Below are 23,200 nucleotides of genomic sequence, written 5' to 3' on the forward strand. Positions count from 1 at the left end.
CTGCGTGAAGCCGCGTCCCGCTGCAGGGTTTCGTTCCGGCTGGGGGTCTTATCGATAGCGACAAAGCCTGGAGGAACCATGCAGTGCATGAGCATTGAAACCTCTCTTCCCATGCGTGTGCTGGACCATGCGTCGTCGATGCTGGCCTACTGGGATCGTTCGCTGACCTGCCGTTATGCGAACCGGGTCTACGAGAAATGGTTCGGCAAGCCTGGCGCCGAGCTGGTCGGCATGCATATGTCCGACCTGCTGGGGCCGGAGATCGCGGCGCTCAACGAACCCTACGTTCGGGCCGTGCTGGACGGGCAGGCGCAGACTTTCGAGAGGACGATCACGGGGCCGGACGGAATCCGCCGGCGCGGCATCGTGCGCTACCACCCCGACGTAATCGACAGCGCCGTGGCCGGGTTCATCGCCGAAGTGTCCGATGTCGGGCCCATCAAGGACCTGGAAGCCAGGCTTGGGGACGAGCTTGCGACCAGGGAGCGCATGGCCATTGCGCTGGACAGGAACCAGGCGGCGCTGGAAGCGGCCCAGGAGCTGGGCCGCATGGGCAGCTGGCACTGGGAGATCGAGTCCGACATCACGAGCTGGTCCAGCGGGCTGTATCGCCTGTTCGGACGCGATCCCGGCCGCCTGCCGCCGGGCTACGCGGAGCATGCGCGGCTCTACACGCCGCGCAGCTGGCGCCTGCTGAAGGACAGCGTGCGCGCCGCGCTGAAACATGGCACGCCCTATGCGATCGAGCTCGAGTTCTACCGGCCCGGCGGCGATACCGGCTGGCTGGCCGCGCGCGGCGAGGTCGAGCGCGACGGCGCCGGCGTGATCGTCGGCCTGCACGGCACCGCGCAGGACGTCACCGAGAGCCATTGCCTGCTGCATGCGCTGCAAGGACAGACCGAGCGGCTTGCGCTGGCCCTCGACGCCGCGCGCCTCGGCATCTGGCGCTGGAATCCGCAGACCGATGTCCTCGAGTGGGAAAACCGCGGCGTGCGCGCGATCCTCGGCATTCCCGCGGAAGAGGGCGGCTGTGAAAGCGGCGCCGCCTGTTTCTCCAGGCTGCTGCACCCGGACGACCGCCTGGCCTTCTTCGACGCCACCCGGCGTTTCCTGGAGGACGGGACCGACCGTTTCGCTTTCGAAGGCCGTATCGTGCGCGCCTGCGACGGCCAGGTGCGCTGGGTCGAGTGCATGGGCAAGGCGATCGACGACGCGGACGGGTTCCGTATCCTGACCGGCACCATGCTGGATGTCAGCGAACAGGTGGCGACCAGGAATGCCTTGCAGAACACGGTGGCGGTCCTGCGCGAGAGCTGTGAACGCAAATCGCAATTCCTGTTCGCCCTGGGGCACGAACTGCGCAACTACCTCAGCCCCTTGTCGGCCGGCCTGCAGTTGCTCGGTCCGGCGCTGGGCGAGGGGGCGCCGCGCCGCATCGAAGAGCTCATGCGGCGACAGCTGGGCCATATCGCGCGCCTGGTCGACGACATCTTCGACCTGCGCCGCATCCAGAGCGGCGAACTGCAGCTCGAGCGCGCCCGGATGTCGCTGAACGCCATGGTGAACGAGGCGATGGAGGTCTGTGCGCCGGTCGTCAAGCGCGCCGGGCACACCCTGGCGGTCGCGCTGCCGGACGAGGAGCTGCTGGTGAAAGGGGACAAGGGCAGGTTGACGCAGGCGATGGTCAACCTCGTCACGAATGCCTGCAAGTTCACGCCGCCCGGCGGCCATGTCGGCGTCTGCCTGCGCCGCGAGGCGGACGGGATGGCTGCGCTGACCGTGCGCGACGACGGCGCCGGCATGGCGCAGGATGTGCTCGACTCGATCTTCCACCTGTACGTCAAGCTCGACCAGGCTGTCTCGCCAGCCTGCGCCGGCCTGGGAATCGGCCTGCACCTGGTCAAGCAGATCGTCGAGCTGCACGGGGGATCGGTGGCGGCGGCGAGCGACGGTCCGGGCAAGGGCAGCACCCTGACCATGCGCTTGCCGCTGTGCCGGCGACGCGCCCGCACCGCCGTCGGGCAGCACAGCTGAGGCGTCAGCGCAGCGGATCCGGCTGCGCGGGAGCCGGCCCGGCTGGGCCGGCGGCTTCCCATGACGCCAATGCGCGCTCGTAACGTTCGAGCGCTTCCTCATAGAGATCGAATACGCAGGGCGTGCAGCCGCTGCGGCAGCAATCTTCCAGCTCGGGCTGGACCGGCGGCACGGGACGCGGGCCAGGCATGTTCACTCCTCGTCGTTGAGGATGCGCTGGATCTCCTCGCGGTCCTTCTTGCTGACGTGGCCGCGCAGGGCGGCCAGCACCAGCTCCTTGCCGGAGCCCGAGAAGGCCTTGTGGATCAGGTCCTTGATCAGGCCGGCCTGCAAGTTGTCCTGCGGCTGGGCGGGGGCATAGACGTGGGCGCGCGCGCTTTCGTCGCGCGTGAGCAGGCCCTTCGCATGCATCATCTGCAGCAGGCGCAGCACATTCGCATAGGCCATGTCGGGCCGCGTCTCGACGGCCGCCTCGTGCACCTGGCGCGCGGTGGACGGGCCGAGTTGCCACAGCAGGCGCAGCATCTCGAGTTCGGACGGGGTGGGCTTGGCGGGAACCGTGTTCATGGGTCTAGAATAAATGATCTAGAGGGCAGCGTCGATGATACGATTGCAATCTTTATCCAAAGCATGGCGACGTGGATACCCAACTGCTCCTGATCTGCTTCCTGACCTTCGTCATCCACCTCATCGGGACGCTGGCTTACTCGGTCCGGATCGCCGGCGTGCGCACCCGCCGCATCGCGGTCTCGTTCGCCCTGTTCAGCATCCTGGTGCTGGTCTCGCGCACCTCGAATTCCTTCCTCGGGCCCTTCCTGGCCAAGCGGGTCGAGACCAATCTCGACGGCGCGGCGGCGGGAGCCCTGCTGTGGGACTTCCGCTGGCTGCTGGTCTCGGCCAGCCTGGCCACCATCATCGGCGCCTTGTTGATCCCGACCTTCCAGCGCGTGTTCTGCCGCGCGGTGCTGCACTTCCAGGTGCACCGCTCGGTGCCCAAGCTCATTCTGCACGGCTTCTTCAAGGGCGGCCTGTCGTACGTGAAGGATGTGGCCAGCGTGCCGGCGGCGCGCAACATGACCGACATGCGCTCCGGCCACGGCGTCTCGGTCCGCATCACCGTGCTGAACGTCGCCGCCACCGCCCTGTGGACGGTCGGCGTGTTCGCCTCGCTCTATGCCGGCGTGCTGGACCCGTCGGTGCGGGTCACCTCGAGCACGCTGTCCTCGATCATCAACGGCGGCGCCACCATCATGATGGCGATCTTCATCGATCCGCACATGTCGGGCATGACCGACGATGTCATCGAGGGCAAGGTCAGCGAGGGACAGTTCCGGAAGGCGATCGTGTGGCTGGTCGGCAGCCGGCTGGCCGGGACCCTGCTGGCCCAGGCTCTCCTGGTGCCATCGGCGATGCTGATCGCCTGGGTCGCCAACGTGATCTAGCAAGCTTGTCATCACGGCGGCGCGCGCGGTATGCTGCTGCGGCATCCTTGTTGACCAACCTACGAAAGACCGCCTTGAAAAAACTGTTCACCTGCTGCGCCCTCGGCCTGGCGCTCGCCACCACCCTGTCCGCCTGCAAGCGCGCCGAAGCGCCGCAGACGCCCGCCACGGCCGCCGCCACCGCGCCGGCCGCCGCCGTGCCTTTCCAGAAAATCGACGGCGTGACCGGCACCGGCAAGGAAGCGGTGGCCGGTTCGACCGCCGTGGTCAACTACACCGGCTGGCTGTACGACCCGGCCGCCACCATGCAGCGCGGCGCCCAGTTCGATTCCTCGATCGGGCGCGAACCGTTCGCCTTCGAAGTCGGCGGCGGCCAGGTCATCCCGGGCTGGGACCAGGGCGTGCTGGGCATGAAGGTCGGCGGCAAGCGCACCCTGATCGTGCCGGCGAACCTCGGCTATGGCGAGGGCGGCGCCGGCCCGATTCCGCCGAACGCCACCCTGGTGTTCGAAGTCGAGCTGCTGGACGTGCGCTGATCTCAGCACAACTCAGTTCAATCCTCCACGTGGTATTCGCGTAGCTGGAACACCGGCTTGCCGTGCTCGCGGCCGCAGACGCCGATCATGGTTTCGCCCTTGGCGACGGCGTAGGTGACGCGGGCGCCGCGCGCCTTGCCTGAGCAGGCGGCGTGGGCCCCGGCCGGGACGTCCGGGATCGGCGGCGGTTCCGGCGGCATCGGCGGTGCCGGAGGCACGGCCGGGATGGCCGGCATCGCCGGCAGGGCCGGCGGCGCGGCATGGGCGAAGCGCTCGAGCGGTGGCGCCGGCGGTGCTGGCGGTGCGGGCGGCGCCGGCGGCGCCGGCGGGGCCGGTGGGGCGGGAGGCGCCGGGCACTTGCCGTTCACCGTCGACTTGCACACATAGTGGACCGCGGCCTCGGCCCGGTCCGCGCCCAGGCCCAGCAGGGTCCCGAGCAGGATGGTCGCCAGCATGGCGTTCGTCGTCTTCATTTTCGTTTCTCCTTTGGCTGCGGCCCGCGCAGGTGTGTCGGGCCATGGATGCATCCTGCGCGCCAAATGTGGAGAAAAAATGGAGTGGATCTACACGTCGCAGCGGTAGCCGAGGCCGTAGATCGAGCGGATCGCTTCCAGGCCGGGCGCGGCGGCGTCGATCTTGCGGCGCAGGTTTTTGATGTGGCTATCGATGGCGCGGTCGGTCGCGTCCAGGCTGTCGGCGCGGGCGGCGTCGAGCAGCTGGGCGCGCGAGAACACCTGGCCGGGACGGCGGGCGAGGGCCGCCAGGATCGCGAACTCGCTCGGCGTCAGGTCGAGCGCCTGGCCGTGCAGGCGGACGCGGCGCGCGGTCTCGTCGATGTCCAGCACGCGGGCCGGGACGGCGCTCCCCGCGCGCCGCAGGATGGCCTTGATGCGCGCCATCAGCTCGCGCGGGCTGAAGGGCTTGCACAGGTAGTCGTCGGCGCCGGCCTCCAGTCCCAGCAGGCGGTCGATCTCTTCCACGCGCGCCGTCACCATCACGATCGGCACCTCGCTGAATGCGCGCACCGCGCGGCACACCGACAGGCCGTCCAGGCCGGGCAGCATCAGGTCGAGCACCACCAGCGCCGGGGCCTCGCGCCGGATCGCCGCCAGGGCCTCGGCGCCATCGCCGAAGACCTCGGGCGCATAGCCGGCGGCGCGCGCGTAGTCGGCCACCAGGCCGGCCAGTTCCGGCTCGTCCTCGACGACCAGGATGCGCGGATTCATTCGGCCTCCCTGGCCAGCGGCAGCGACACGGTCACGCGCAGGCCCCCCAGCGGCGCGTGGGCGAACTGCAGGTCGCCTCCCTGCGCTTCGAGGATGCGGCGGCACAGCGCCAGGCCGAGACCTGCGCCGCCGTGGGCGCGGCTGCGCGAGGCGTCGACGCGGTAGAAGCGTTCGCCGAGGCGCGCGATCGCCTCGTCCGGCACGCCGGGGGCGCTGTCGTCGATCACCAGGCACATGCGGCGGTTCGCCGTGTGCGCGTGCACGGCGATGCGGCCGCCGGCGGCGGTGTAGCGCAGGCTGTTCTCGAACAGGTTGTCGAGCACCTGGCGCAGGCGGTCGGGGTCGCACAGCACCGGCGCCGATGGCGGCGGCTGATCGAGATCCAGCGCGAGGCCGGCGCCGCGCAGGCGCTCTTCGAAGCCGCGCGCCGCCTCGGTGGCGAGCCGCCACAGGTCCAGCGGCACGGGCTTGCAGTCGAGCGCGCCGACGTCGGCCCGCGCCAGCGCGTACAGCTCGTCGATCAGCTTGTTCAGGGCCAGCACCTGGCGCAGCATGGCGTTCAAGGTGTCCGGGGTGGCGCTGCGCACGCCATCCTGCAGGGCTTCCAGTTGCGCGCGCAGCACTGCCAGTGGGGTGCGCAGCTCGTGCGAGGTGTCGGCCACCCACTGGCGGCGCGCGGCTTCCATGCTGTCCAGCTGCGCGGCCAAAGCGTTGAAGTGGCGCGCCAGGCTCCCCAGTTCGTCGCTGCGCGTGTCCGGCAGGCGCACGTCGTAGCGCCCGCCCGCGAGCGCGGCCGCGCCATCGGCCAGCTGCCCGATCGGCCGGCGGAAGTGGCGCGCCAGCAGGGCGCCGGCCAGGGCGCTCAGCGCCACCGCTGCCACCACGATCTGCCACAGGCTGCTGCGCAGCTGCTCCAGGAAGGCGAGCGCCATCGCATCGCTCGGCTGGTGGCTGCGCGCGACGCCGAGGTAGCCGACGGTGCGGCCGCCGACCTCGATCGGGCGCTGCGCCAGCGGCAGGGCGCCCGGCCGGCGGCCGGCCAGGTAGCGCCCGTCGGCATCGAGCAGGGTGACGCGCTGGTGCAGGTCGTAGGCGACGCCATCGTCGCCGGGTGCGGCCGCGGGTAGTGCCGGGAACGGCAGCGCCGGCGGGGCGGGTGGGGCCGGGGGCGCGGGCGGGGCCGGCGGGACGTGGAAGGGACTGGCCGGGGCGTCCAGCTCGGCGGCGGGGGCGGCGTCGACCGCGTCGGCTGCCGGCGCCGCTGGAGCCGCCGGGGCCGGAACCGCAAGGGCGCGCCGCTCGCGTTCATCCTGCAGACGCAGCAGCTCCTGCGCGATCCAGTCGCGCTTCGCATCGCCCTTGGGGAGGAAGTTCCAGTTGCCTTGCGACCGATATCGGGCCGCCAGCGCGGTCGACAGTTCGTCCAGGCGGTCCAGTTCGATGCCGACGGCGTAGTCGCCGAAACCGGCCAGCACGTTCTGGCGCAGCAGGTAAACGGCGCCGGCGGCCACCGTCAGCATGGCGAGCAGGACCGAAAGGAAAAGGCGGTGACCGATTGAAAATTTCACGATGTCGACGCGAGTGAACAGGCGGCAACTATGGCACCGAAACCTCGAGGCGGCAACTGCAAAGCTGGCACGGTAACGCCGGGGTCTGACATTCAGACACGGGTTCAGCGCTAGTTGCGGTTACGGCAGAGTTCGTGTCCGAATGTCAGACCTGACACCGAAGTGCGTTAGTAGACGTCGCGGCGGTAGCGGCCCTCGAGCGTCAGCGTCTCGACCTGTTGCTGGCCCAGGACCTCGATCAGGGCCTCGTGCACGCCGCCCGCCATCCCCTGCAGGCTGCCGCACACGTAGATCGCGGCGCCCTTTTCGACCCAGGCTCGCAGCGCGTCCGCGTGCTCGCGCACCAGGTGCTGCACGTAGCGCGCCGTGGCCTGGTCGCGCGAGAAGGCGAGGTCGAGGCGGGCCAGGTTGCGCGCGGCCAGCCAGCCCTGCAGCTCTTCGCGGCACAGGTAGTCGTGGGCGGCGTTGCGCTCGCCGAACAGCAGCCAGTTGTCGCCGTGGCCCGCATCGATGCGCGACTTGATCAGCGCGCGCAAGCCAGCCAGGCCGCTGCCGTTGCCGATCGCAATCAGGGGCCGCGCGGCGTTGCCGTTCAGGCGGAAGCGCTGGTGGGCGCGCAGGCGCAGCTGGATCACATCTTCCATCGTCGCGGTTTCGCACAGCCAGCCCGAGGCCGCGCCCAGGCTGCCGTCGTCGCGCCGCTGCAGGCGCACCAGCAGGGCCAGGTGGCCTTCGCCGGGCGCCGAGGCGATCGAGTATTCGCGCGGGTGGTCGGGGTCGAGCGGTGCGCTGACCTGGGCCAGGTCGCCGGCTTCCCAGGCTGGCAGCGCGCCCGCCAGAGGCGCCAGCACCAGGCGGTACAGCGGCGCGCCGGCGCTGCCCGGATTGAGCAGCGTGCGTTCGCGGATGCGCCAGTCGCCGTAGCCCGGCGCTTCCCAGTCCGGCGCGTCGCTGGTGCCGGCCAGGCGGCCGACGTGGTGCTGCCATTCGGCCAGCGCCCCGGCATTGCCGCGGTCGACGTCGATGCGCTCGAACAGCGGCGTGGCGCCGTGCGCCGCCAGCCAGCCATCGAGGGCGCGGCCGAAGCCGCAGTATTGCGTGTAGGTGCTGTCGCCCAGCGCCAGCACCGCGTAGTGCAGGTGGCGCAGGTCGGGCGTGGTGCCCATGGTCTGGCCGGCGAAGCGCGCGGCCGTGTCGGGCGCGTCGCCTTCGCCGTAGGTGCTGGCGATGAACAGCACGCGGGTGGCATCCGCGAGCGCGCCGGCTTCGAGTTCGGACATGCAGAGCGCGCGCGCCGACAGGCCGCCGGTGGACAGCAGGGCGGCGCTGCGTTCGGCCAGGTGTTCGGCGCTGCCGGTCTGGCTGGCGTGGACCACCAGCCAGTCGGCGCCGGCGGCGGGAACGGTGCGGCGGGCGCCGGCGCGGGCGCGCCAGATGGCGGCGCACATGGCGAGGTAGCCGCCGGACAGGGCAAGCGCGCCGCCCAGGCGCACGGGGTCGATCGTCATCATCATTGCAGCAGGTCGCGCCAGGCGGCGGAGGTGTGTTCGGTCAGTCCGCCGTTCAGGCGGACCAGGTAGCGCACGGCGATGCCGCGCGCGTCGGCGAAGGCGAGGCCCGCGTCCACGCCCATCACGGTAAGCGCGGTGGAGAGAGCATCGGCCGCCATGCAGGTGGACGCCACCACGGTGGCCGAAGCGACCTGGTTGGCGATGGACAAGCCGCTGCGCGGGTCCAGCGTATGCGAGACGCGGCGTGGGCCGTCGTGGAAATAACTGCGGTAGTCGCCCGAGGTAGCCACCGCGAGCCCGTGCAGGGCGACGATGGCCTGGGTCGGGTTGTAGCCCGTATCCGGCACGCCTTCGATCTCGACCCACCACGGTTCGCCGCCCGGCTTGACGCCGGATCCGCGCAGCTCGCCGCCGACTTCGACCAGGTAGTGGCGCACGCCCTGGCGCTCGAGGCACAGGCCGAGGCGGTCGACGCCGTAGCCCTTGGCGATGGACGAGAGGTCGAGGATGGCGCCGCCCGGCTGCAGCAGGCGGCGGCCGGCGCGATCCAGCTGCGGGGTGGCGCGCGCCGCGAGCACGGCGGCGATGGAGGCGTCGGACGGTGTCGTGAAGCCGGCCTGGCTGTGGCGCCCCGTGGGACCGAAGCCCCACAGGTTGACCAGCGCGCCCGCGGCCGGATCGTAGGCGCCGGCGCTGTCCTCGTGCACGCGCAGCGCGAAGTCGATCACTTCGAAGAATTCCGGCGGCAGCGCATGCCAGCTGCCGGCCGGGGCCGAGTTATAACGCGAGAGCAGCGAATCCGGATCCCATTGGCTCATCTGGGCCACCACAAGATCGAGCTCGCGCTGGAGCAGGGCGTCCAGGTCCGTGCTCGAGCCGGGCGGCGCCAGCATCCGGGCCGACCAGGTCGTACCCATGCTGTGGCCTTGCGCCTCGTGCAGGCGGCTGCCGGGAGGCGGCAGCGCGAGGTCGATCGCGTGGGGTACCAGGACGTCGCGCATGCCGGTCGACTGCCCTTACTGCGGCAGGACTTCGAAGGTCGCCGCGTAGGTGTAGCGCTTGGCCGGCGCCTGCTGTTGCTGGCCTGGAGCGCCGCGCTCGCCGCCCGGGAACGATGCGTTCAGCCAGTACATGTTCGCCGCCGGCACGGTGAAGCTCGCTTCACCCTTGGCGTCGGTGGTCAGGCGCTGCTCGCCCGACGAACCGCGGTACTTGGCGGTGCCCGGGGTCACGCTGAAGGCCAGGTTGGCGGCCGGCTTGCCGTCGAGCTGGAAGCGGATCTTGATCGGCTCGCCGACGCGCAGGTCGGTCGGGTGGGTAATCGGGACCAGTTCCAGGCCGCTGCCGCTCGGCTTCAGGGCGCCTTCGCTCATCTTGTTGGCCGAGACGAAGGTCTCCAGGCGGGTCTGGACTTGCGTGGTCTGCACGTCGGTGGCGCCGGACGGGATCTGCGCGCCCGGGCTGCCCTGGGCGCCGCGGAAGCGCTTGGTCTCGCCGTTCAGCTTGTAGCTGCCCATCACGTTGTTGTTGACGATGGCCAGGCGGTAGGTGCCGTCCTTCGGCAGGCGCAGGTCGAGGGTGCTGCGGAATTTGCCGAGCACGGCGCCTTCGGCCTTGGTAGTGTTGCCGTCCGGGTCGGTGATCATCAGGTTGTCCAGGCGCAGCGGCGCGTGGTTGAACTCGAACAGCTGGTTCGAGATGCCGGCGTCGAGCGAGACCCAGGCTTCCTTCGAATCGATCATGGTGGCGTTCGGCAGCAGCCAGGCGTTGTGGGCCTGGGCGCCCAGCGACAGGGTGGCGGCGATCAGGCCGAGGGCGATGGACTTGCTGAGGCGATTCTGTTGCATGGAATTCTCCTGATGATGATTATTCGATTTATTGGAACTGCAGCGACACCGCGCCCAGCTCGTCCTTGCCCGCCGCGGTGGCGTCGACCTTGCCCTTGCCGGTCCAGGTGAACGGCACCTTGACCACTTCGCGGCCGCCCGATTCGCGCGCCGCTTCCACCACCAGCGTGTAGTCGCCGGCCGGCAGCTTGTCCAGGCCCGCTTTCGCGCCTTCGAACTTCATCGTGTGCACGCCCGGCGCACGGGTGGCGCCGCTGACGCCGTCGATCGGCATGGTGGCGTCGCGCCCGGCCTTGCGCCACCAGCTACGCAGGTCCTTCAGCCACTTCTCGCCCTCCTTGTTGCGCATCTTGACGTCGTACAGCACGGCCAGGTTGGCGGCCACGGCCTGGTCGGCCTTCTCGACCCAGATCGCCACATAGGGCTTGTGGTATTCGGCGACGTTCAGGCGCGGCAGCTCGAACTTGACGGACAGGTCGGCAGCCGTGGCCCAGCTGGAGGCCAGCGGCAGGGTCAGGGCGAGCGAGTGGGACAGTTTCATCGGATTGCCTTATATATAGAGGTGGACTATTAACTGAGCTTCTGGATCAATGGACGAAGAGCAGGGCGATCACCGCCGGCAGCACGATGCCGAAACCGATCACCGGCCAGGTCGAAGGCCGCTTGGCCGCATGGTATTTCAGGATCAGGAAGCCGGTGACGCAAAAGATCACGCAGGCGACCGCGAAGATGTCGATGAACCAGCTCCACACGGCGCCGGTGTTGCGGCCCTTGTGCATGTCGTTGAGCCAGGAGATCCAGCCGCGGTCGGTCTTCTCGTATTCGGCGCCGCCGTCGACCGCAATGCGCAGCCAGGCGTCGCCGCCAGGGCGGGGCAGGGCGACGTAGGCGTCGTCCTCGCTCCATTCGGCGCGGATTCCCCGCACGTCGACCGGGAAGGACGCATTGGCCCAGTCCGCGATCTCGCTCGGCAGCGGCACTTCGGCGTCGACGTGGTCCTGGGCGTATTTCTCCAGCTGGGCGCGCAGCGGCGCCGGCAGCGTGGCCTTCAGGCGCATGACTTCCGGCTTGGCCTCGATGTGGACGGCGTTGTTCAGGGTGATGCCGGTAAAGCTGAACAGCAGCATGGCCATCAGGCAGATGGCGGAACTGATCCAGTGCCACTGGTGCAACTGCTTCAAATACATGGCACGGCCTGCGCCGGGCAAGGTCGGGGCCGCTTTGTTCGGGATGGAAGTGGTAGGACCGGTTGAGTTCATCCTTAAATGATAACGATTATCATTTACCTGGTCAACATTGGAATGTCGCTTTACAAATAGAAATAAATAATTTATGGGCGCAGGGTCCGCCTTGACTTCTCGCTTGCGTTACAATACCCAGCGCAAATTGGCAGGATGGCGCAGCCGTCCTCTGGAATTCGTCCTTCCCCCACAACTTGAGAAGTAAGTGCGATCCGCTAACCGGTCAGGCCGTGTCGCGGAAGGTTAGACTAACCCGCCCCACACTCGCGAAGCGCGAAGAAAGGTGAGCAAGAATGATGCAGCAACAAACAGCCAACTCCTACCTGTTCGGCGGTAATGCGCCGTACGTGGAAGAGTTGTACGAGGCCTATCTGAACAATCCGGGTTCGGTCCCGGACAACTGGCGCGCCTACTTCGACCAGATGCAGCACGTGCCTGCGGTCGACGGCAGCGCCCGCCCGGACGTGGTCCACTCGTCCGTCATCGCCTCGTTCGCGGAACGCGCCAAGCAGGGCCCGATCCGTACCGTCACCGCGACCCCCGACGCCGAACTCGGCCGCAAGCGCGTCGCCGTCACCCAGCTGATCGCCGCCTACCGCTACCTCGGTTCGCGCTGGGCCAACCTGGACCCGCTGCAGCGCCAGGAACGTCCGCCCCTGCCGGAACTCGACCCGGCCTTCTACGGCTTCACCGAGGCGGACCTGGACACCGTCTTCAACATCAGCAATACCTACTTCGGCAAGGAAACCGCGCCCCTGCGCGACATCCTGAACTGGCTGCGCGACACGTACTGCCGTTCGATCGGCGCCGAGTTCATGTACATCAGCGACCCGACCGAAAAGCGCTGGCTGCAGGAACGCCTGGAGTCGATCCGCTCGACCCCGACCTTCTCGGCCGAAAAGAAAAAGCACATCCTCGAGCGACTCACCGCGGCCGAAGGCCTGGAGCGCTACCTCCACACCAAGTACGTCGGCGCCAAGCGTTTCTCGCTGGAAGGCGGCGAATCCTTCATCGCCTCGATGGACGAAGTCATCCAGCGCGCCGGTGAAAAAGGTGTGCAGGAAATCGTCATCGGCATGGCCCACCGCGGCCGCCTGAACGTGCTGGTCAACACCCTGGGCAAGAGCCCGGCCGACCTGTTCGAAGAATTCGAAGGCAAGCACGCCGACGACCTGCCGGCGGGCGACGTCAAGTACCACCAGGGCTTCTCGAGCGACATCTCGACCCCGGGCGGCCCGGTCCACCTGTCGCTGGCCTTCAACCCGTCGCACCTGGAAATCGTGAATCCGGTCGTCGAAGGTTCGGTCAAGGCGCGCATGGAACGCCGCGGCGACCGCAAGGGCAAGGAAGTGCTGCCGATCCTGGTGCACGGCGACGCCGCGTTCGCCGGCCAGGGCGTGGTCATGGAAACCCTGAACCTGGCCCAGACCCGCGGCTACGGCACCGGCGGCACCGTCCACATCGTCATCAACAACCAGATCGGCTTCACCACCTCGGACCCGCGCGACGCCCGTTCGACCATCTACTGCTCGGACGTCGTCAAGATGATCGAAGCACCGGTGCTGCACGTGAACGCGGACGACCCGGAAGCGGTCGTGCTGGCCTCGCAGCTGGCGATGGACTACCGCACCGAGTTCGGCAAGGACGTGGTGGTGGACATCGTCTGCTACCGCAAACTGGGCCACAACGAGCAGGACACGCCGGCGCTGACCCAGCCGCTGATGTACAAGAAGATCGCCAAGCACCCGGGCACCCGCAAGCTGTACGCGGAGAAACTGGCTGCGCAGAACACCATCGCCGCCGACGGCGGTGACCAGCTGGTCGCCGAATACCGCAACGCGATGGACGCCGGCAAGCACACGGTCGATCCGGTGCTGACCAACTTCAAGAACAAGTACGCCGTCGACTGGGCGCCGTTCCTGAACAAGAAGTGGACCGACGCCGCCGACACCGCGGTGCCGATCACCGAACTGAAGCGCCTGGCCGAACGCATCACCAAGGTGCCGGAAGGCTTCAAGCCGCACTCGCTGGTCGAGAAGGTCCTGAACGACCGCGCCAATATGGGCAAGGGCGAGATGAACCTCGACTGGGGCATGGGCGAGCACCTGGCCTTCGCCTCGCTGCTGTCCTCGGGCTATGCGATCCGCCTGTCGGGCCAGGACGCAGGGCGCGGTACGTTTGTCCACCGCCACGCCGTGCTGCACGACCAGAACCGCGAGCGCTGGGACCAGGGCATCTACCTGCCGCTGGCCAATGTCTCGGACAACCAGGCCAACTTCACCGTGATCGACTCGGTGCTGTCGGAAGAAGCGGTGCTCGGCTTCGAGTACGGCTACTCGACCGCCGAACCGAACACGCTGACCATCTGGGAAGCCCAGTTCGGCGACTTCGTCAACGGCGCGCAAGTCGTCATCGACCAGTTCATCGCTTCGGGCGAAGTGAAGTGGGGCCGCGCCTCGGGCCTGGTCATGATGCTGCCGCACGGCTATGAAGGCCAGGGTCCGGAGCACTCGTCGGCCCGTATCGAGCGCTTCCTGCAACTGTGCGCCGACAACAATATGCAAGTCGTGCAGCCGACCACGGCCGCCCAGATCTTCCACCTGCTGCGCCGCCAGATGGTGCGCCAGTTCCGCAAGCCGCTGGTGATCTTCACGCCGAAGTCGCTGCTGCGTAACAAGGACGCCGGCTCGCCGCTGACCGACCTGGCCAAGGGCGGTTTCCAGACCGTCATCGGCGAAGTCGACGAGAAGATCGAAGCGTCGAAGGTCAAGCGCGTGCAGGTCTGCTCGGGCAAGGTGTACTACGACCTGGTCAACGCCCGCAAGGCGCGCAATGCCAACGACGTGGCCATCGTGCGTATCGAACAGATGTACCCGTTCCCGCACAAGTCCTTCGCCGCGGAACTCAAGAAGTATCCGAACGCGCTCGAGGTGGTGTGGGTGCAGGACGAGCCGCAGAACCAGGGTCCGTGGTTCCAGATCCAGCACAACGTCTTCGAGAGCATGGAAGACGGCCAGCGCCTGGCCTATGCCGGCCGCGCCGCTTCCTCGTCGCCTGCGGTCGGTTATGCCGACAAGCACGTGGCGCAGCAGAAGGAACTGCTGGAAACCGCGTTCTCGAAGCTCAAAGGCTTCATCCTGACGAAATAAGAAAAAGATGCCCCGGGTTGAGGCCCGGGGCTTTTGCACAGAATACTTAAACGGAGCTACACACAAATGGCACAAATCGAAGTCAAGGTCCCCCAACTGTCGGAATCGGTCGCTGAAGCAACCCTGCTGTCCTGGCACAAGAAAGTCGGCGAAAAGGTTGCGCGCGACGAGAACATGATCGACATCGAAACCGACAAGGTGGTCCTGGAACTGCCGGCCCCGAACGAAGGCGTGATCGTCCAGCTGATCAAGGCCGACGGCGCCACCGTCGTGTCGGGCGAAGTCATCGCCATCATCGACACCGAAGCGTCGGAGCAGACCAGCCCGGTCGCCGTGCGTTCGGCGCCGGTGCAGCCGGCCCCTGAAGCGCCTGCCGCCGCTCCTGCCGCCGCAGCCACCGGTTCCAAAGGCGACGTCGCCATGCCGGCCGCCGCCAAGATCCTGGCCGACAACAATATGAGCGCTTCGGACGCCACCGGCACCGGCCGCGACGGCCGCGTGACCAAGGGCGACGCCCTGGCCGCTGTCGCCAACAAGCCTGCGCAAGCTTCGGCACCGGCTCCTGCCGCCGCCAAGCCGGCACTGCAGCAAGTCGCCGCCCCGAGCGCCAACCTGGGCGACCGTCCGGAAGAGCGCGTGCCGATGAGCCGCCTGCGCGCCCGTATCGCCGAGCGCCTGCTGCAATCGCAACAGACCAACGCCATCCTGACCACCTTCAACGAAGTGAACATGGCTCCGGTCATGGACCTGCGTAACAAGTACAAGGACAAGTTCGAGAAAGAACACGGCGTCAAGCTGGGCTTCATGTCCTTCTTCGTCAAGGCCGCCGTCGCAGCCCTGAAGAAGTACCCGATCCTGAACGCGTCGGTCGACGGCAACGACATCGTCTACCACGGCTACTTCGACATCGGTATCGCCGTCGGTTCGCCGCGCGGCCTGGTGGTGCCGATCCTGCGCAACGCCGACCAGCTGAGCATCGCCGAGATCGAGAAGAAGATCGGCGAATTCGGCCAGAAAGCCAAGGACGGCAAGCTGACCCTGGAAGACCTGAACGGCGGTACCTTCTCGATCTCGAACGGCGGCGTGTTCGGTTCGATGCTGTCGACCCCGATCATCAACCCGCCGCAGTCGGCGATCCTGGGCGTGCACGCGACCAAGGAACGCGCCGTCGTCGAAAACGGCCAGATCGTCATCCGCCCGATGAACTACCTGGCCATGTCCTACGACCACCGCATCATCGACGGCCGCGAAGCCGTGCTGGGCCTGGTCGCGATGAAGGACGCGCTGGAAGATCCGTCGCGCCTGCTGCTCGACCTGTAATCGGCAGCCTGTAATGCGAGTGCGGACATGTTCATTATGAACATGTCCGCGTCACAGCAGCCCAACCAGTGAGGACCGCCATGATCTCCGATGAAATCCGGCGCTTGCACGAACTGCACCAGGCCGGCGCCCTGAGCGACGCCGAATTCGAGCAGGCCAAGGCGAAAGTCCTGGCCGGCGACAAGGTCAGCCTGGACAAGGACCGCAGTGATGGCTCGAGTTCCGGCGCCTCGGCCCCGCCCGGCAGCTTCGAAACCAAGCTGCGCGGCATGCGCCGTTCGCGGCGCGACCGCTGGCTGGCCGGCGTCTGCGGCGGCCTGAGCGAGACCTTCGGCATGGACATCTATGCCTGGCGCCTGGTCTTCATCCTGCTCACGCTGGTGACCTCCGGCGCCGGCGCACTGGCCTATCTGGCGCTGTGGATCTTTGTCCCAGAAGAATAAATAAGGAAGCTATTCATGAGTAACGAGAAACAATTCGACGTCGTCGTCATCGGCGGCGGCCCTGGCGGCTACATCGCCGCGATCCGCGCAGCGCAGCTCGGTTTCAAGACCGCCTGCATCGACGAATGGAGCAACGCGGCAGGTAAACCTGCCCCGGGCGGCACCTGCACCAACGTCGGCTGCATCCCGTCGAAAGCCCTGCTGCAATCGTCGGAACACTTCGAGCACGCCGGCCACGCCTTCGCCGACCACGGCATCAAGGTCGGCGGCCTGGAACTCGACCTGCCGACCATGCTCAAGCGCAAGGACACCATCGTCAAGCAGAACAACGACGGCATCCTGTTCCTGTTCAAGAAGAACAAGGTCACCTTCTTCCACGGCCGCGGCGCCTTCGCCGGCAAGGCTGATGCCGGCTACACCATCAACGTGACCGGCCCGACCACCGATACGCTGACCGCGAAGAACGTGATCGTCGCCACCGGTTCCAACGCACGCCAGCTGCCGGGCGCGGAATTCGACGAAAAGATCATCCTGTCGAACGCCGGCGCACTGGCGATCGATGCGGTTCCGGGTAAACTCGGCGTGATCGGCGCCGGCGTCATCGGCCTGGAAATGGGTTCGGTGTGGCGCCGCGTGGGCGCGGACGTCACCGTGCTGGAAGGACTGCCGACCTTCCTGGGCGCCGTGGACGAGCAGATCGCCAAGGAAGCGCACAAGCTGTTCACCAAGCAGGGCCTGAAGATCAACCTGGGCTGCAAGATCGGCAAGATCACCAAGGGCGAGAACAACGTCACCGTGGAATACGCGGATTCGACCGGCGCCGAGCAGACCGCCACTTTTGACCGCCTGATCATCTCGATCGGCCGCGTGCCGAACACCAATGGCCTGGGCGGCGAGACCGTCGGCCTGCCGCTGGACGAGCGTGGTTTCGTGGTCGTCGACGACGAATGCCGCACCAGCCTGCCGGGCGTGTGGGCGGTGGGCGACGTCGTACGCGGCCCGATGCTGGCGCACAAGGCGGAAGAAGAGGGCGTCGCGGTTGCGGAGCGCATCGCCGGCCAGCACGGCCACGTCAACTTCAACACCATTCCGTGGGTGATCTACACCTCGCCGGAAATCGCGTGGGTCGGCAAGACCGAGCAGCAACTGAAGGCCGAAGGCGTGGCCTATAAAGCCGGCACCTTCCCGTTCATGGCCAACGGCCGTGCGCGCGCGCTGGGCGATACCTCGGGCATGGTGAAGTTCCTGGCCGATGCCACGACCGATGAAATCCTGGGCGTGCACATCGTCGGCCCGGTCGCTTCGGAACTGATCTCGGAAGCTGTCGTGGCGATGGAGTTCAAGGCTTCGTCGGAAGACATCGCCCGCATCTGCCACGCCCACCCGTCGCTGTCGGAAGCCGTCAAGGAAGCCGCGCTGGCGGTGGACAAGCGTTCGCTGAACTTCTAAGCCTCACCGACATCCGCGCATCGATCGATGCGCGGACACGTCTTGCAACGCGGGCGGCATGGCCGCCCGCGTTGCGTTCAACACCAAGCATCCGATGAACGTTCAAGAGTACTATCAACACGCGCTGACCGAGCGCGGCTTCAAATCCGACCCTGCCCAGCAAGCCGCAGTGGACCGCCTCCAGCAGGCGTACGACGACTGGGTCCACTACAAGGCCCAGCGGTCGTCCGCTTTCAAGCGCCTCATCAACCGTCCCGACGTGCCGAAGGGCGTGTACATGTGGGGCGGCGTCGGGCGCGGCAAGTCCTTCCTGATGGACTCCTTCTATTCGGTGGTGCCGGTGGTGAGGAAGACGCGCCTGCACTTCCACGAATTCATGCGCGCCGTGCACGGCCAATTGGACGAGCTGAAAGGCGTGTCCGACCCGCTCGACGAAGTCGCCAAGCGCATCGCCAAGAAATACCGCCTGATCTGCTTCGACGAATTCCACGTCTCCGACATCGCCGACGCGATGATCCTGTACAACCTGTTGAAAGCCCTGTTCGACAACGGCGTCTCCTTCGTGATGACCTCGAACTACGAGCCCTCGACCCTGTACCCGGACGGCCTGCACCGCGACCGCATGCTGCCGACCATCGCGCTCCTGAAGGACAAGCTCGACGTACTGAACGTCGACGCCGGCAACGACTACCGCAAGCGCGCGCTCGAGCAGGTGCAGGCCTACTACATGCCGCTCAACGCCGCCTCCGACAAGGCGCTGCGTGACGCCTACGCCAAGGTGGCCGACACCGCCGACGAGAGCCCGATCGTGCACATCGAGAACCGCGAGATCCGCGCGCTGCGCCGTGCGGGCGGCGTGATCTGGTTCGACTTCGCCACCCTGTGCGGCGGCCCGCGTTCGCAGAACGACTACCTGGAGCTGGCCTCGCGCTTCCACACCGTGGTGCTGTCCGGGATTCCGGCGATGTCGGCCGGCCAGTCGTCGGAAGCGCGCCGCTTCACCTGGCTGATCGACGTGTTCTACGACCACAAGGTCAAGCTGATCATGTCGGCCGCGGTCGAGCCGGAAGAGCTCTACACCCAGGGTATGCTGGCGAACGAATTCCACCGCACCGTCTCGCGTATCATTGAAATGCAGTCGCGCGAATACATGCTGGCCGAGCGCCGCGGCGCCGCCGACGCCATCGCCTGAATCGAAAGGAAACCATGAAGTCTGTTCCAATGCGTGTCCTGGCCGCAGCCGCCATCGCCATGAGCCTGGCCGCCTGCGCGACGCCGGAAGCGGGGCCCTCGGTGGCGGCGGTCGAGCCGACCACCTCGGTCGAGCAGGCCGACGCGCGCCTGGCCGCGGTGGCGCAGGAACGCGCCGCGATCGAGGCGCGCTTCGCCGAACGCGAGGCGGTCTGCTACGACAAGTTCTTCGTCAACCACTGCCTGGACGAAGCCAAGGAACGCCGTCGCGTGGCCCTGGTCGCCCAGCGCAACATCGAAATCGAAGCCGAGCGCTTCAAGCGCCGCGTGAAGGTCGAGGAGCGCGACCGCGAACTGGCCGCCGCCGAAGCCGAGTACAAGGCCGAGGAAGCCGCCCTGGCCGCCCAACCGGCTGCCGCCCCGCGCGCCAACGCCGACCTGCCGCCGCCGAAACCATCCCCGGCCGCCTCGCGCATGGCGCGCCGCAACGCCAAGGCCAAGGAAGAAGCGGCCCGCGCGCCGCAAGAAGCGGCGCGCGCAGCCGCCAGCGCGGCCGCGTTCGAGGAACGCAAGCGCAAGGCGGAGCAGAAGCAGAAGGAAGTGGCGGAGCGGGTGGCCGAGCGGGAGGCGAAGGCTGCGGCGAAGAGGGCGGAGGAAGAGAAGAAGAAGGCCCAGCAGGCGGCGCCGGCCGCGAAGTAAGGTTAGGGGCACCGCGAACGTACCCTTTACCCGTTAGCCTAGAGACCGTCGCTCCGGCGAAGGCCGGAGCCTAATTTCCCTTGAGTCGCCACTAACATCACGCGCTGTCGGGACGCGACGGAATTGGATTCCGGCCTTCGCCGGAAGTCATGGGCGCCAGTGGCGCGCATGACGTGCGAAAGCTGGAGGGTTAAGGTGGAGAAGGCGGCTTACACCGTCCGCCCACCCCACGCCGCCATCCCTTCCGGCACCGCCTTCACCAGCTTCACGATCGCCATGGTGCAATTCCCCCCTTTGCCCTGCGACCGTTCCTGCGCCTTGTTGATCAGCATCTCCGCCGCCTGCCGCGGCGTGGCCTTGCTGGTCGCCGCGCCCAGCTCGGCGTCGGTGAAGAAGTGCCACAAGCCATCCGAACACAGCAGGAACGCATCCCCCGGCGCCAGGTCCGCATGGCTGCCGACGGTGACGAAGGGATCCTTGCGGCTATTCCCCAGCACATTGAGCAGCAGCTTGGACTTGCGATGGTTCCTGGCCGCTTCCTCCGGCAGCCGGTCGCTGCCCACCAGGTGCTCCACATAGGCCGCATCGTTGGTCCGCGCCATGCACTTGCCGTCCGTGAACCGGTACAGCCGCGATTCACCCACATGGGCCCAGACCGCCTCGCGGTGCGGCGTCAATACCAGCCCGACGAAGCTGGCGTGCGCCTCGCTCTTGTTGGCGACCGCATTCATGTTCATGACCAGGTGGGTTTCGCTGACGATCTCGCGCAGCAGCTCGCCGATGCGTTCCAGGCTGGGGCGGTCGCCCGGCTTGAAGGCGTCGAAGACCTGGCGCGCCGTGTGCAGCACCTGTTCGGAGCCGGCGCTGCCGGCGATCCCGTCCGACAGCACCGCCAAGACATAACCGGGGGCGCGGGCGCCGGTCAGCAAGGCAACGCGGTCGTTCTGCTGCGGGCGGTTTCCGATGTGTTGCGCGGTTCCCGCTTCGATCTTATAAGTTGTCATAAATAGCTTGTTTTCCAGGCGCCCGCGCCGATCTTTGTTGGCGGCAACCTCAGCGTAGATTAAACTATGCACCGAGAAGCCCCGGTGTTGCAAGCCATACACTCGCGCGGCTCCCGGGCGCCCACCCGATCCCGCAAACGCTTACCTAGCAGAACTCAATCATGACCGACGTCCAGGACCTCCAGCGCCGTATCATTGAACTCGACGTGGAACACCGCGACCTCGATGCCGTCATTTCGATGCTGACCGCCGACGGCCATGCCGACCAGCTCCAGCTGCGCCGTTTGAAGAAGCGTAAGCTGCAGCTGAAGGATCATATTACGCTGCTGAAGATGCAGCTGGTACCCGATATTCCCGCCTGAAAAGGCCTAGATAGAAACACGCATTTTGACCGACCATCTCCCTTCCGGCGTAGACACCGGGCCGGCAGTGGCGCCGGCGCAGCAGGGCGATGTCCTTCCCGCTGCGGCGCGCCCCCCCGGCAAATACGACGACGAGCTCGACCGCCTGTTCGGGGCGGGAGGCCCGCTCGCGCCCAACGTCGGCACCTACAAACCGCGCCAGTCGCAGACCGAGATGGCCAAGGCCATCGCCTCCGCGATCGCCGACCAGAAAGTGCTCATGGCCGAGGCCGGCACCGGCACCGGCAAGACCTTCGCCTACCTGGTCCCGGCCCTGCTGTGGGGCGGCAAGACCATCATCTCGACCGGCACCAAGAACCTGCAGGACCAGTTGTTTTTGCGCGACATCCCGACCATCCGCGCCGCCCTGCGCGCCCCGGTCTCGGTGGCGCTGCTCAAGGGCCGCTCGAACTACGTCTGCCACTTCCACCTCGAACGCACCCTGAACAACGGCCGCCTGACTTCGCGCGACGACGTCGGCCACCTGCGCGAAATCTCGCGCTTCATCAAGATGACCAATTCCGGCGACAAGGCCGAACTGGCCAAGGTGCCGGAAAGCGCCACCGTCTGGAACCTGGTGACCTCGACCCGCGACAGCTGCATGGGCGCCGAGTGCCAGTACTACCAGGACTGCTTCGTGATGAAGGCGCGCCGCGAAGCGCAGCAGGCGGACGTGGTGGTGGTCAACCACCACCTGTTCTTCGCCGACGTGGCGCTGAAGGATACCGGCGTGGCCGAACTGCTGCCCTCGGCGAACACCATCATCTTCGACGAGGCGCACCAGCTGCCGGATACCGCGACGCTGTTCTTCGGCCAGTCGGTGTCGACTTCGCAGGTGCTGGAACTGTGCCGCGACGTGCTGGCCGAAGGCCTGGCGCATGCGCGCGGTCCGGACTGGGCCAAGGTGGTCACGGTGGTCGAAAAGGCCGCGCGCGACCTGCGTTTGAGCTTCCCCGACGGCGGCATCCGCCTGTCGCTGCCGCAGATCCTGCCGACATCAAGCTTCTTCCCGGCGCTGGACAAACTGAAGGAAGAACTGTCCGGCATGATCACCGTGCTGGAAGAGCACGCCGCGCGCGCCGAGACCATCGAGGCTTGCCGCGTGCGCGCCCAGGAACTGGCCGCATCGTTCGAGGCCTGGAAGCCGGACCCCAAGAAGCCCAAGGTGGGCGGTGAAGACGCCGCCGTGCTGTGGGTCGAAGCCTTCTCGTCCTCGCTGCAGCTGCACAAGACGCCGCTGTCGATCGCGCCGGTCTTTTCCAGCCAGCGCGAAGGCACGCCGCGCAGCTGGATCTTCACTTCGGCGACCCTGGCGGTGAAGAACGACTTCAAGCACTTCTCCGACCAGATGGGCCTGACCGGCGAGCCGGCCATGACCTGGCCGAGCCCCTTCAACTACGGCGAGCAGGGCATCCTCTACGTGCCGACCGGCCTGCCGGAACCGAACTCGATGCACTACACCGACGCCTGCGTCGACACCGCGCTGCCGGTGATCGAAGCGGCGGGCGGGCGCACCTTCTTCCTGTGCACGACCATCCGCGCCGTGAACAAGGTCGCCGAGCGCCTGCGCGCCGAGTTCGCGGAACGCGGCCTCGATTTCCCGCTGTTCGTGCAGGGCGAGCGCGGCCGCACCGAGCTGCTGGATTCCTTCCGCAACGCCGGCAACGCCGTGCTGGTGGGCAGCCAGAGCTTCTGGGAAGGCGTCGACGTGCGCGGTGACGCGCTCTCGCTCGTCATCATCGACAAGCTGCCCTTCGCCCCGCCTGACGACCCGGTGCTGGCGGCGCGCATCGAGGTGATGGAAAAGCAGGGCATGAACGGCTTCATGCACCACCAGCTGCCGGAAGCGATCATCACGCTCAAGCAGGGCGCGGGACGCCTGATCCGCGACGTCGAAGACCGCGGCGTGCTGATGATCTGCGATCCGCGCCTGATCACCAAGCCGTATGGCCGCCGCATCTGGCAAAGCCTGCCGCCGTTCAAGCGTACGCGGGTGCAGGCGGATGTGATCGAGTTTTTCCAGCCGGGGACCATCGCCGACGCGGCGGACCTGAACGCGTGATGTTCGTTGGCGCTTGGCCGTTGTAGGGTGGACGGCTCCGCCGTCCGCGCGTTCAAATCGCCTTGGCTTGGCCCGCC

Annotated in this window: 22 protein-coding genes; 11 read left to right on the plus strand and 11 right to left on the minus strand. The window is 67.3% G+C overall.

Features of this window, described 5'->3' with window-relative positions:
• Positions 1 to 87 precede the first annotated feature (87 nt).
• On the plus strand, positions 88 to 2,034 hold the full coding sequence (locus LQ564_RS06560; RefSeq protein ID WP_231057262.1) for a PAS domain-containing sensor histidine kinase: 1,947 nt from the start codon (positions 88 to 90) through the stop codon (positions 2,032 to 2,034).
• 4 nt (positions 2,035 to 2,038) lie between these two features.
• Here LQ564_RS06560 and LQ564_RS06565 read toward each other — a convergent pair whose 3' ends face one another.
• Both LQ564_RS06565 and LQ564_RS06570 read right to left on the minus strand, forming a co-directional pair.
• Positions 2,039 to 2,224, minus strand: coding sequence for an oxidoreductase-like domain-containing protein (locus LQ564_RS06565; RefSeq protein WP_231057263.1), 186 nt, complete (start codon positions 2,222 to 2,224; stop codon positions 2,039 to 2,041).
• A 2-nt stretch (positions 2,225 to 2,226) separates the two neighbouring features.
• The gene (locus LQ564_RS06570) at positions 2,227 to 2,601 is read right to left on the minus strand and encodes a BlaI/MecI/CopY family transcriptional regulator (RefSeq protein ID WP_231057264.1); all 375 of its coding nucleotides are present in this window, start codon (positions 2,599 to 2,601) and stop codon (positions 2,227 to 2,229) included.
• Between the two features lie 71 nt (positions 2,602 to 2,672).
• Between LQ564_RS06570 and LQ564_RS06575 the strand changes: the two genes are divergently transcribed.
• Together LQ564_RS06575 and LQ564_RS06580 are read left to right on the plus strand one after the other, a co-directional pair.
• Complete coding sequence (locus LQ564_RS06575) at positions 2,673 to 3,476, plus strand: lipid II flippase Amj family protein (RefSeq protein ID WP_231057265.1); 804 nt, start codon at positions 2,673 to 2,675, stop codon at positions 3,474 to 3,476.
• Between the two features lie 74 nt (positions 3,477 to 3,550).
• Positions 3,551 to 4,012, plus strand: coding sequence for an FKBP-type peptidyl-prolyl cis-trans isomerase (locus tag LQ564_RS06580; protein ID WP_231057266.1), 462 nt, complete (start codon positions 3,551 to 3,553; stop codon positions 4,010 to 4,012).
• Positions 4,013 to 4,029: 17 nt separating this feature from the next.
• On the opposite strand, the gene LQ564_RS06585 is transcribed toward LQ564_RS06580, so the two are convergent.
• From LQ564_RS06585 to LQ564_RS06620, 8 genes are all read right to left on the minus strand, one after another.
• Positions 4,030 to 4,485: a hypothetical protein gene (locus tag LQ564_RS06585; RefSeq protein WP_231057267.1), complete on the minus strand. Its 456-nt coding sequence runs from the start codon at positions 4,483 to 4,485 to the stop codon at positions 4,030 to 4,032.
• A gap of 90 nt (positions 4,486 to 4,575) precedes the next feature.
• Entirely contained in the window at positions 4,576 to 5,238 is a 663-nt protein-coding gene (locus tag LQ564_RS06590; protein ID WP_231057268.1) for a response regulator, read from the minus strand.
• Positions 5,235 to 6,806 (minus strand): ATP-binding protein, encoded by a 1,572-nt coding sequence (locus LQ564_RS25950; RefSeq protein ID WP_231057269.1) that lies wholly within the window; start codon positions 6,804 to 6,806, stop codon positions 5,235 to 5,237. Before LQ564_RS25950 ends, LQ564_RS06590 begins: the two co-directional genes overlap by 4 nt.
• Before the next feature lie 167 nt (positions 6,807 to 6,973).
• Positions 6,974 to 8,320, minus strand: a complete 1,347-nt coding sequence (locus LQ564_RS06600) for a sulfite reductase subunit alpha (RefSeq protein ID WP_231057270.1) — start codon at positions 8,318 to 8,320, stop codon at positions 6,974 to 6,976.
• Positions 8,317 to 9,318: an FAD:protein FMN transferase gene (locus LQ564_RS06605; protein ID WP_231057271.1), complete on the minus strand. Its 1,002-nt coding sequence runs from the start codon at positions 9,316 to 9,318 to the stop codon at positions 8,317 to 8,319. The genes LQ564_RS06600 and LQ564_RS06605 overlap by 4 nt, the downstream gene beginning before the upstream one ends.
• A gap of 15 nt (positions 9,319 to 9,333) precedes the next feature.
• Positions 9,334 to 10,164 (minus strand): DUF4198 domain-containing protein, encoded by an 831-nt coding sequence (locus tag LQ564_RS06610; RefSeq protein WP_231057272.1) that lies wholly within the window; start codon positions 10,162 to 10,164, stop codon positions 9,334 to 9,336.
• Positions 10,165 to 10,192: 28 nt separating this feature from the next.
• The gene (locus LQ564_RS06615) at positions 10,193 to 10,705 is read right to left on the minus strand and encodes a DUF2271 domain-containing protein (protein WP_231057273.1); all 513 of its coding nucleotides are present in this window, start codon (positions 10,703 to 10,705) and stop codon (positions 10,193 to 10,195) included.
• Positions 10,706 to 10,751: 46 nt separating this feature from the next.
• The gene (locus LQ564_RS06620; RefSeq protein ID WP_371873428.1) at positions 10,752 to 11,351 is read right to left on the minus strand and encodes a PepSY-associated TM helix domain-containing protein; all 600 of its coding nucleotides are present in this window, start codon (positions 11,349 to 11,351) and stop codon (positions 10,752 to 10,754) included.
• A 347-nt stretch (positions 11,352 to 11,698) separates the two neighbouring features.
• Between LQ564_RS06620 and LQ564_RS06625 the strand changes: the two genes are divergently transcribed.
• The 6 genes from LQ564_RS06625 (at position 11,699) to LQ564_RS06650 (ending at position 19,656) form a co-directional block, all read left to right on the plus strand.
• Positions 11,699 to 14,554, plus strand: a complete 2,856-nt coding sequence (locus tag LQ564_RS06625; protein WP_231057275.1) for a 2-oxoglutarate dehydrogenase E1 component — start codon at positions 11,699 to 11,701, stop codon at positions 14,552 to 14,554.
• 66 nt (positions 14,555 to 14,620) lie between these two features.
• Positions 14,621 to 15,874 (plus strand): 2-oxoglutarate dehydrogenase complex dihydrolipoyllysine-residue succinyltransferase, encoded by a 1,254-nt coding sequence (gene odhB / locus LQ564_RS06630; protein ID WP_231057276.1) that lies wholly within the window; start codon positions 14,621 to 14,623, stop codon positions 15,872 to 15,874.
• Between the two features lie 80 nt (positions 15,875 to 15,954).
• On the plus strand, positions 15,955 to 16,317 hold the full coding sequence (locus LQ564_RS06635) for a PspC domain-containing protein (RefSeq protein ID WP_231057277.1): 363 nt from the start codon (positions 15,955 to 15,957) through the stop codon (positions 16,315 to 16,317).
• 15 nt (positions 16,318 to 16,332) lie between these two features.
• A complete protein-coding gene (lpdA, locus tag LQ564_RS06640) occupies positions 16,333 to 17,766 on the plus strand; it encodes a dihydrolipoyl dehydrogenase (RefSeq protein WP_231057278.1) in 1,434 nt (477 codons plus the stop codon).
• Positions 17,767 to 17,860: 94 nt separating this feature from the next.
• The gene (gene zapE / locus LQ564_RS06645; protein WP_231057383.1) at positions 17,861 to 18,958 is read left to right on the plus strand and encodes a cell division protein ZapE; all 1,098 of its coding nucleotides are present in this window, start codon (positions 17,861 to 17,863) and stop codon (positions 18,956 to 18,958) included.
• 14 nt (positions 18,959 to 18,972) lie between these two features.
• Positions 18,973 to 19,656 carry a hypothetical protein gene (locus LQ564_RS06650; RefSeq protein WP_231057279.1) on the plus strand — a complete coding sequence of 228 codons (684 nt, stop codon included), beginning with the start codon at positions 18,973 to 18,975 and terminating at the stop codon, positions 19,654 to 19,656.
• 209 nt (positions 19,657 to 19,865) lie between these two features.
• Here LQ564_RS06650 and LQ564_RS06655 read toward each other — a convergent pair whose 3' ends face one another.
• Positions 19,866 to 20,660 carry a PP2C family protein-serine/threonine phosphatase gene (locus tag LQ564_RS06655; RefSeq protein WP_231057280.1) on the minus strand — a complete coding sequence of 265 codons (795 nt, stop codon included), beginning with the start codon at positions 20,658 to 20,660 and terminating at the stop codon, positions 19,866 to 19,868.
• Positions 20,661 to 20,821: 161 nt separating this feature from the next.
• Between LQ564_RS06655 and LQ564_RS06660 the strand changes: the two genes are divergently transcribed.
• On the plus strand, positions 20,822 to 21,022 hold the full coding sequence (locus tag LQ564_RS06660) for a YdcH family protein (RefSeq protein WP_231057281.1): 201 nt from the start codon (positions 20,822 to 20,824) through the stop codon (positions 21,020 to 21,022).
• Between the two features lie 25 nt (positions 21,023 to 21,047).
• The gene (gene yoaA / locus LQ564_RS06665; protein ID WP_269143407.1) at positions 21,048 to 23,123 is read left to right on the plus strand and encodes a DNA repair helicase YoaA; all 2,076 of its coding nucleotides are present in this window, start codon (positions 21,048 to 21,050) and stop codon (positions 23,121 to 23,123) included.
• Positions 23,124 to 23,200 lie beyond the last annotated feature (77 nt).

The sequence above is a fragment of the Massilia phyllostachyos genome, assembly GCF_021044825.1.
Lineage (GTDB): Bacteria > Pseudomonadota > Gammaproteobacteria > Burkholderiales > Burkholderiaceae_D > Telluria > Telluria phyllostachyos.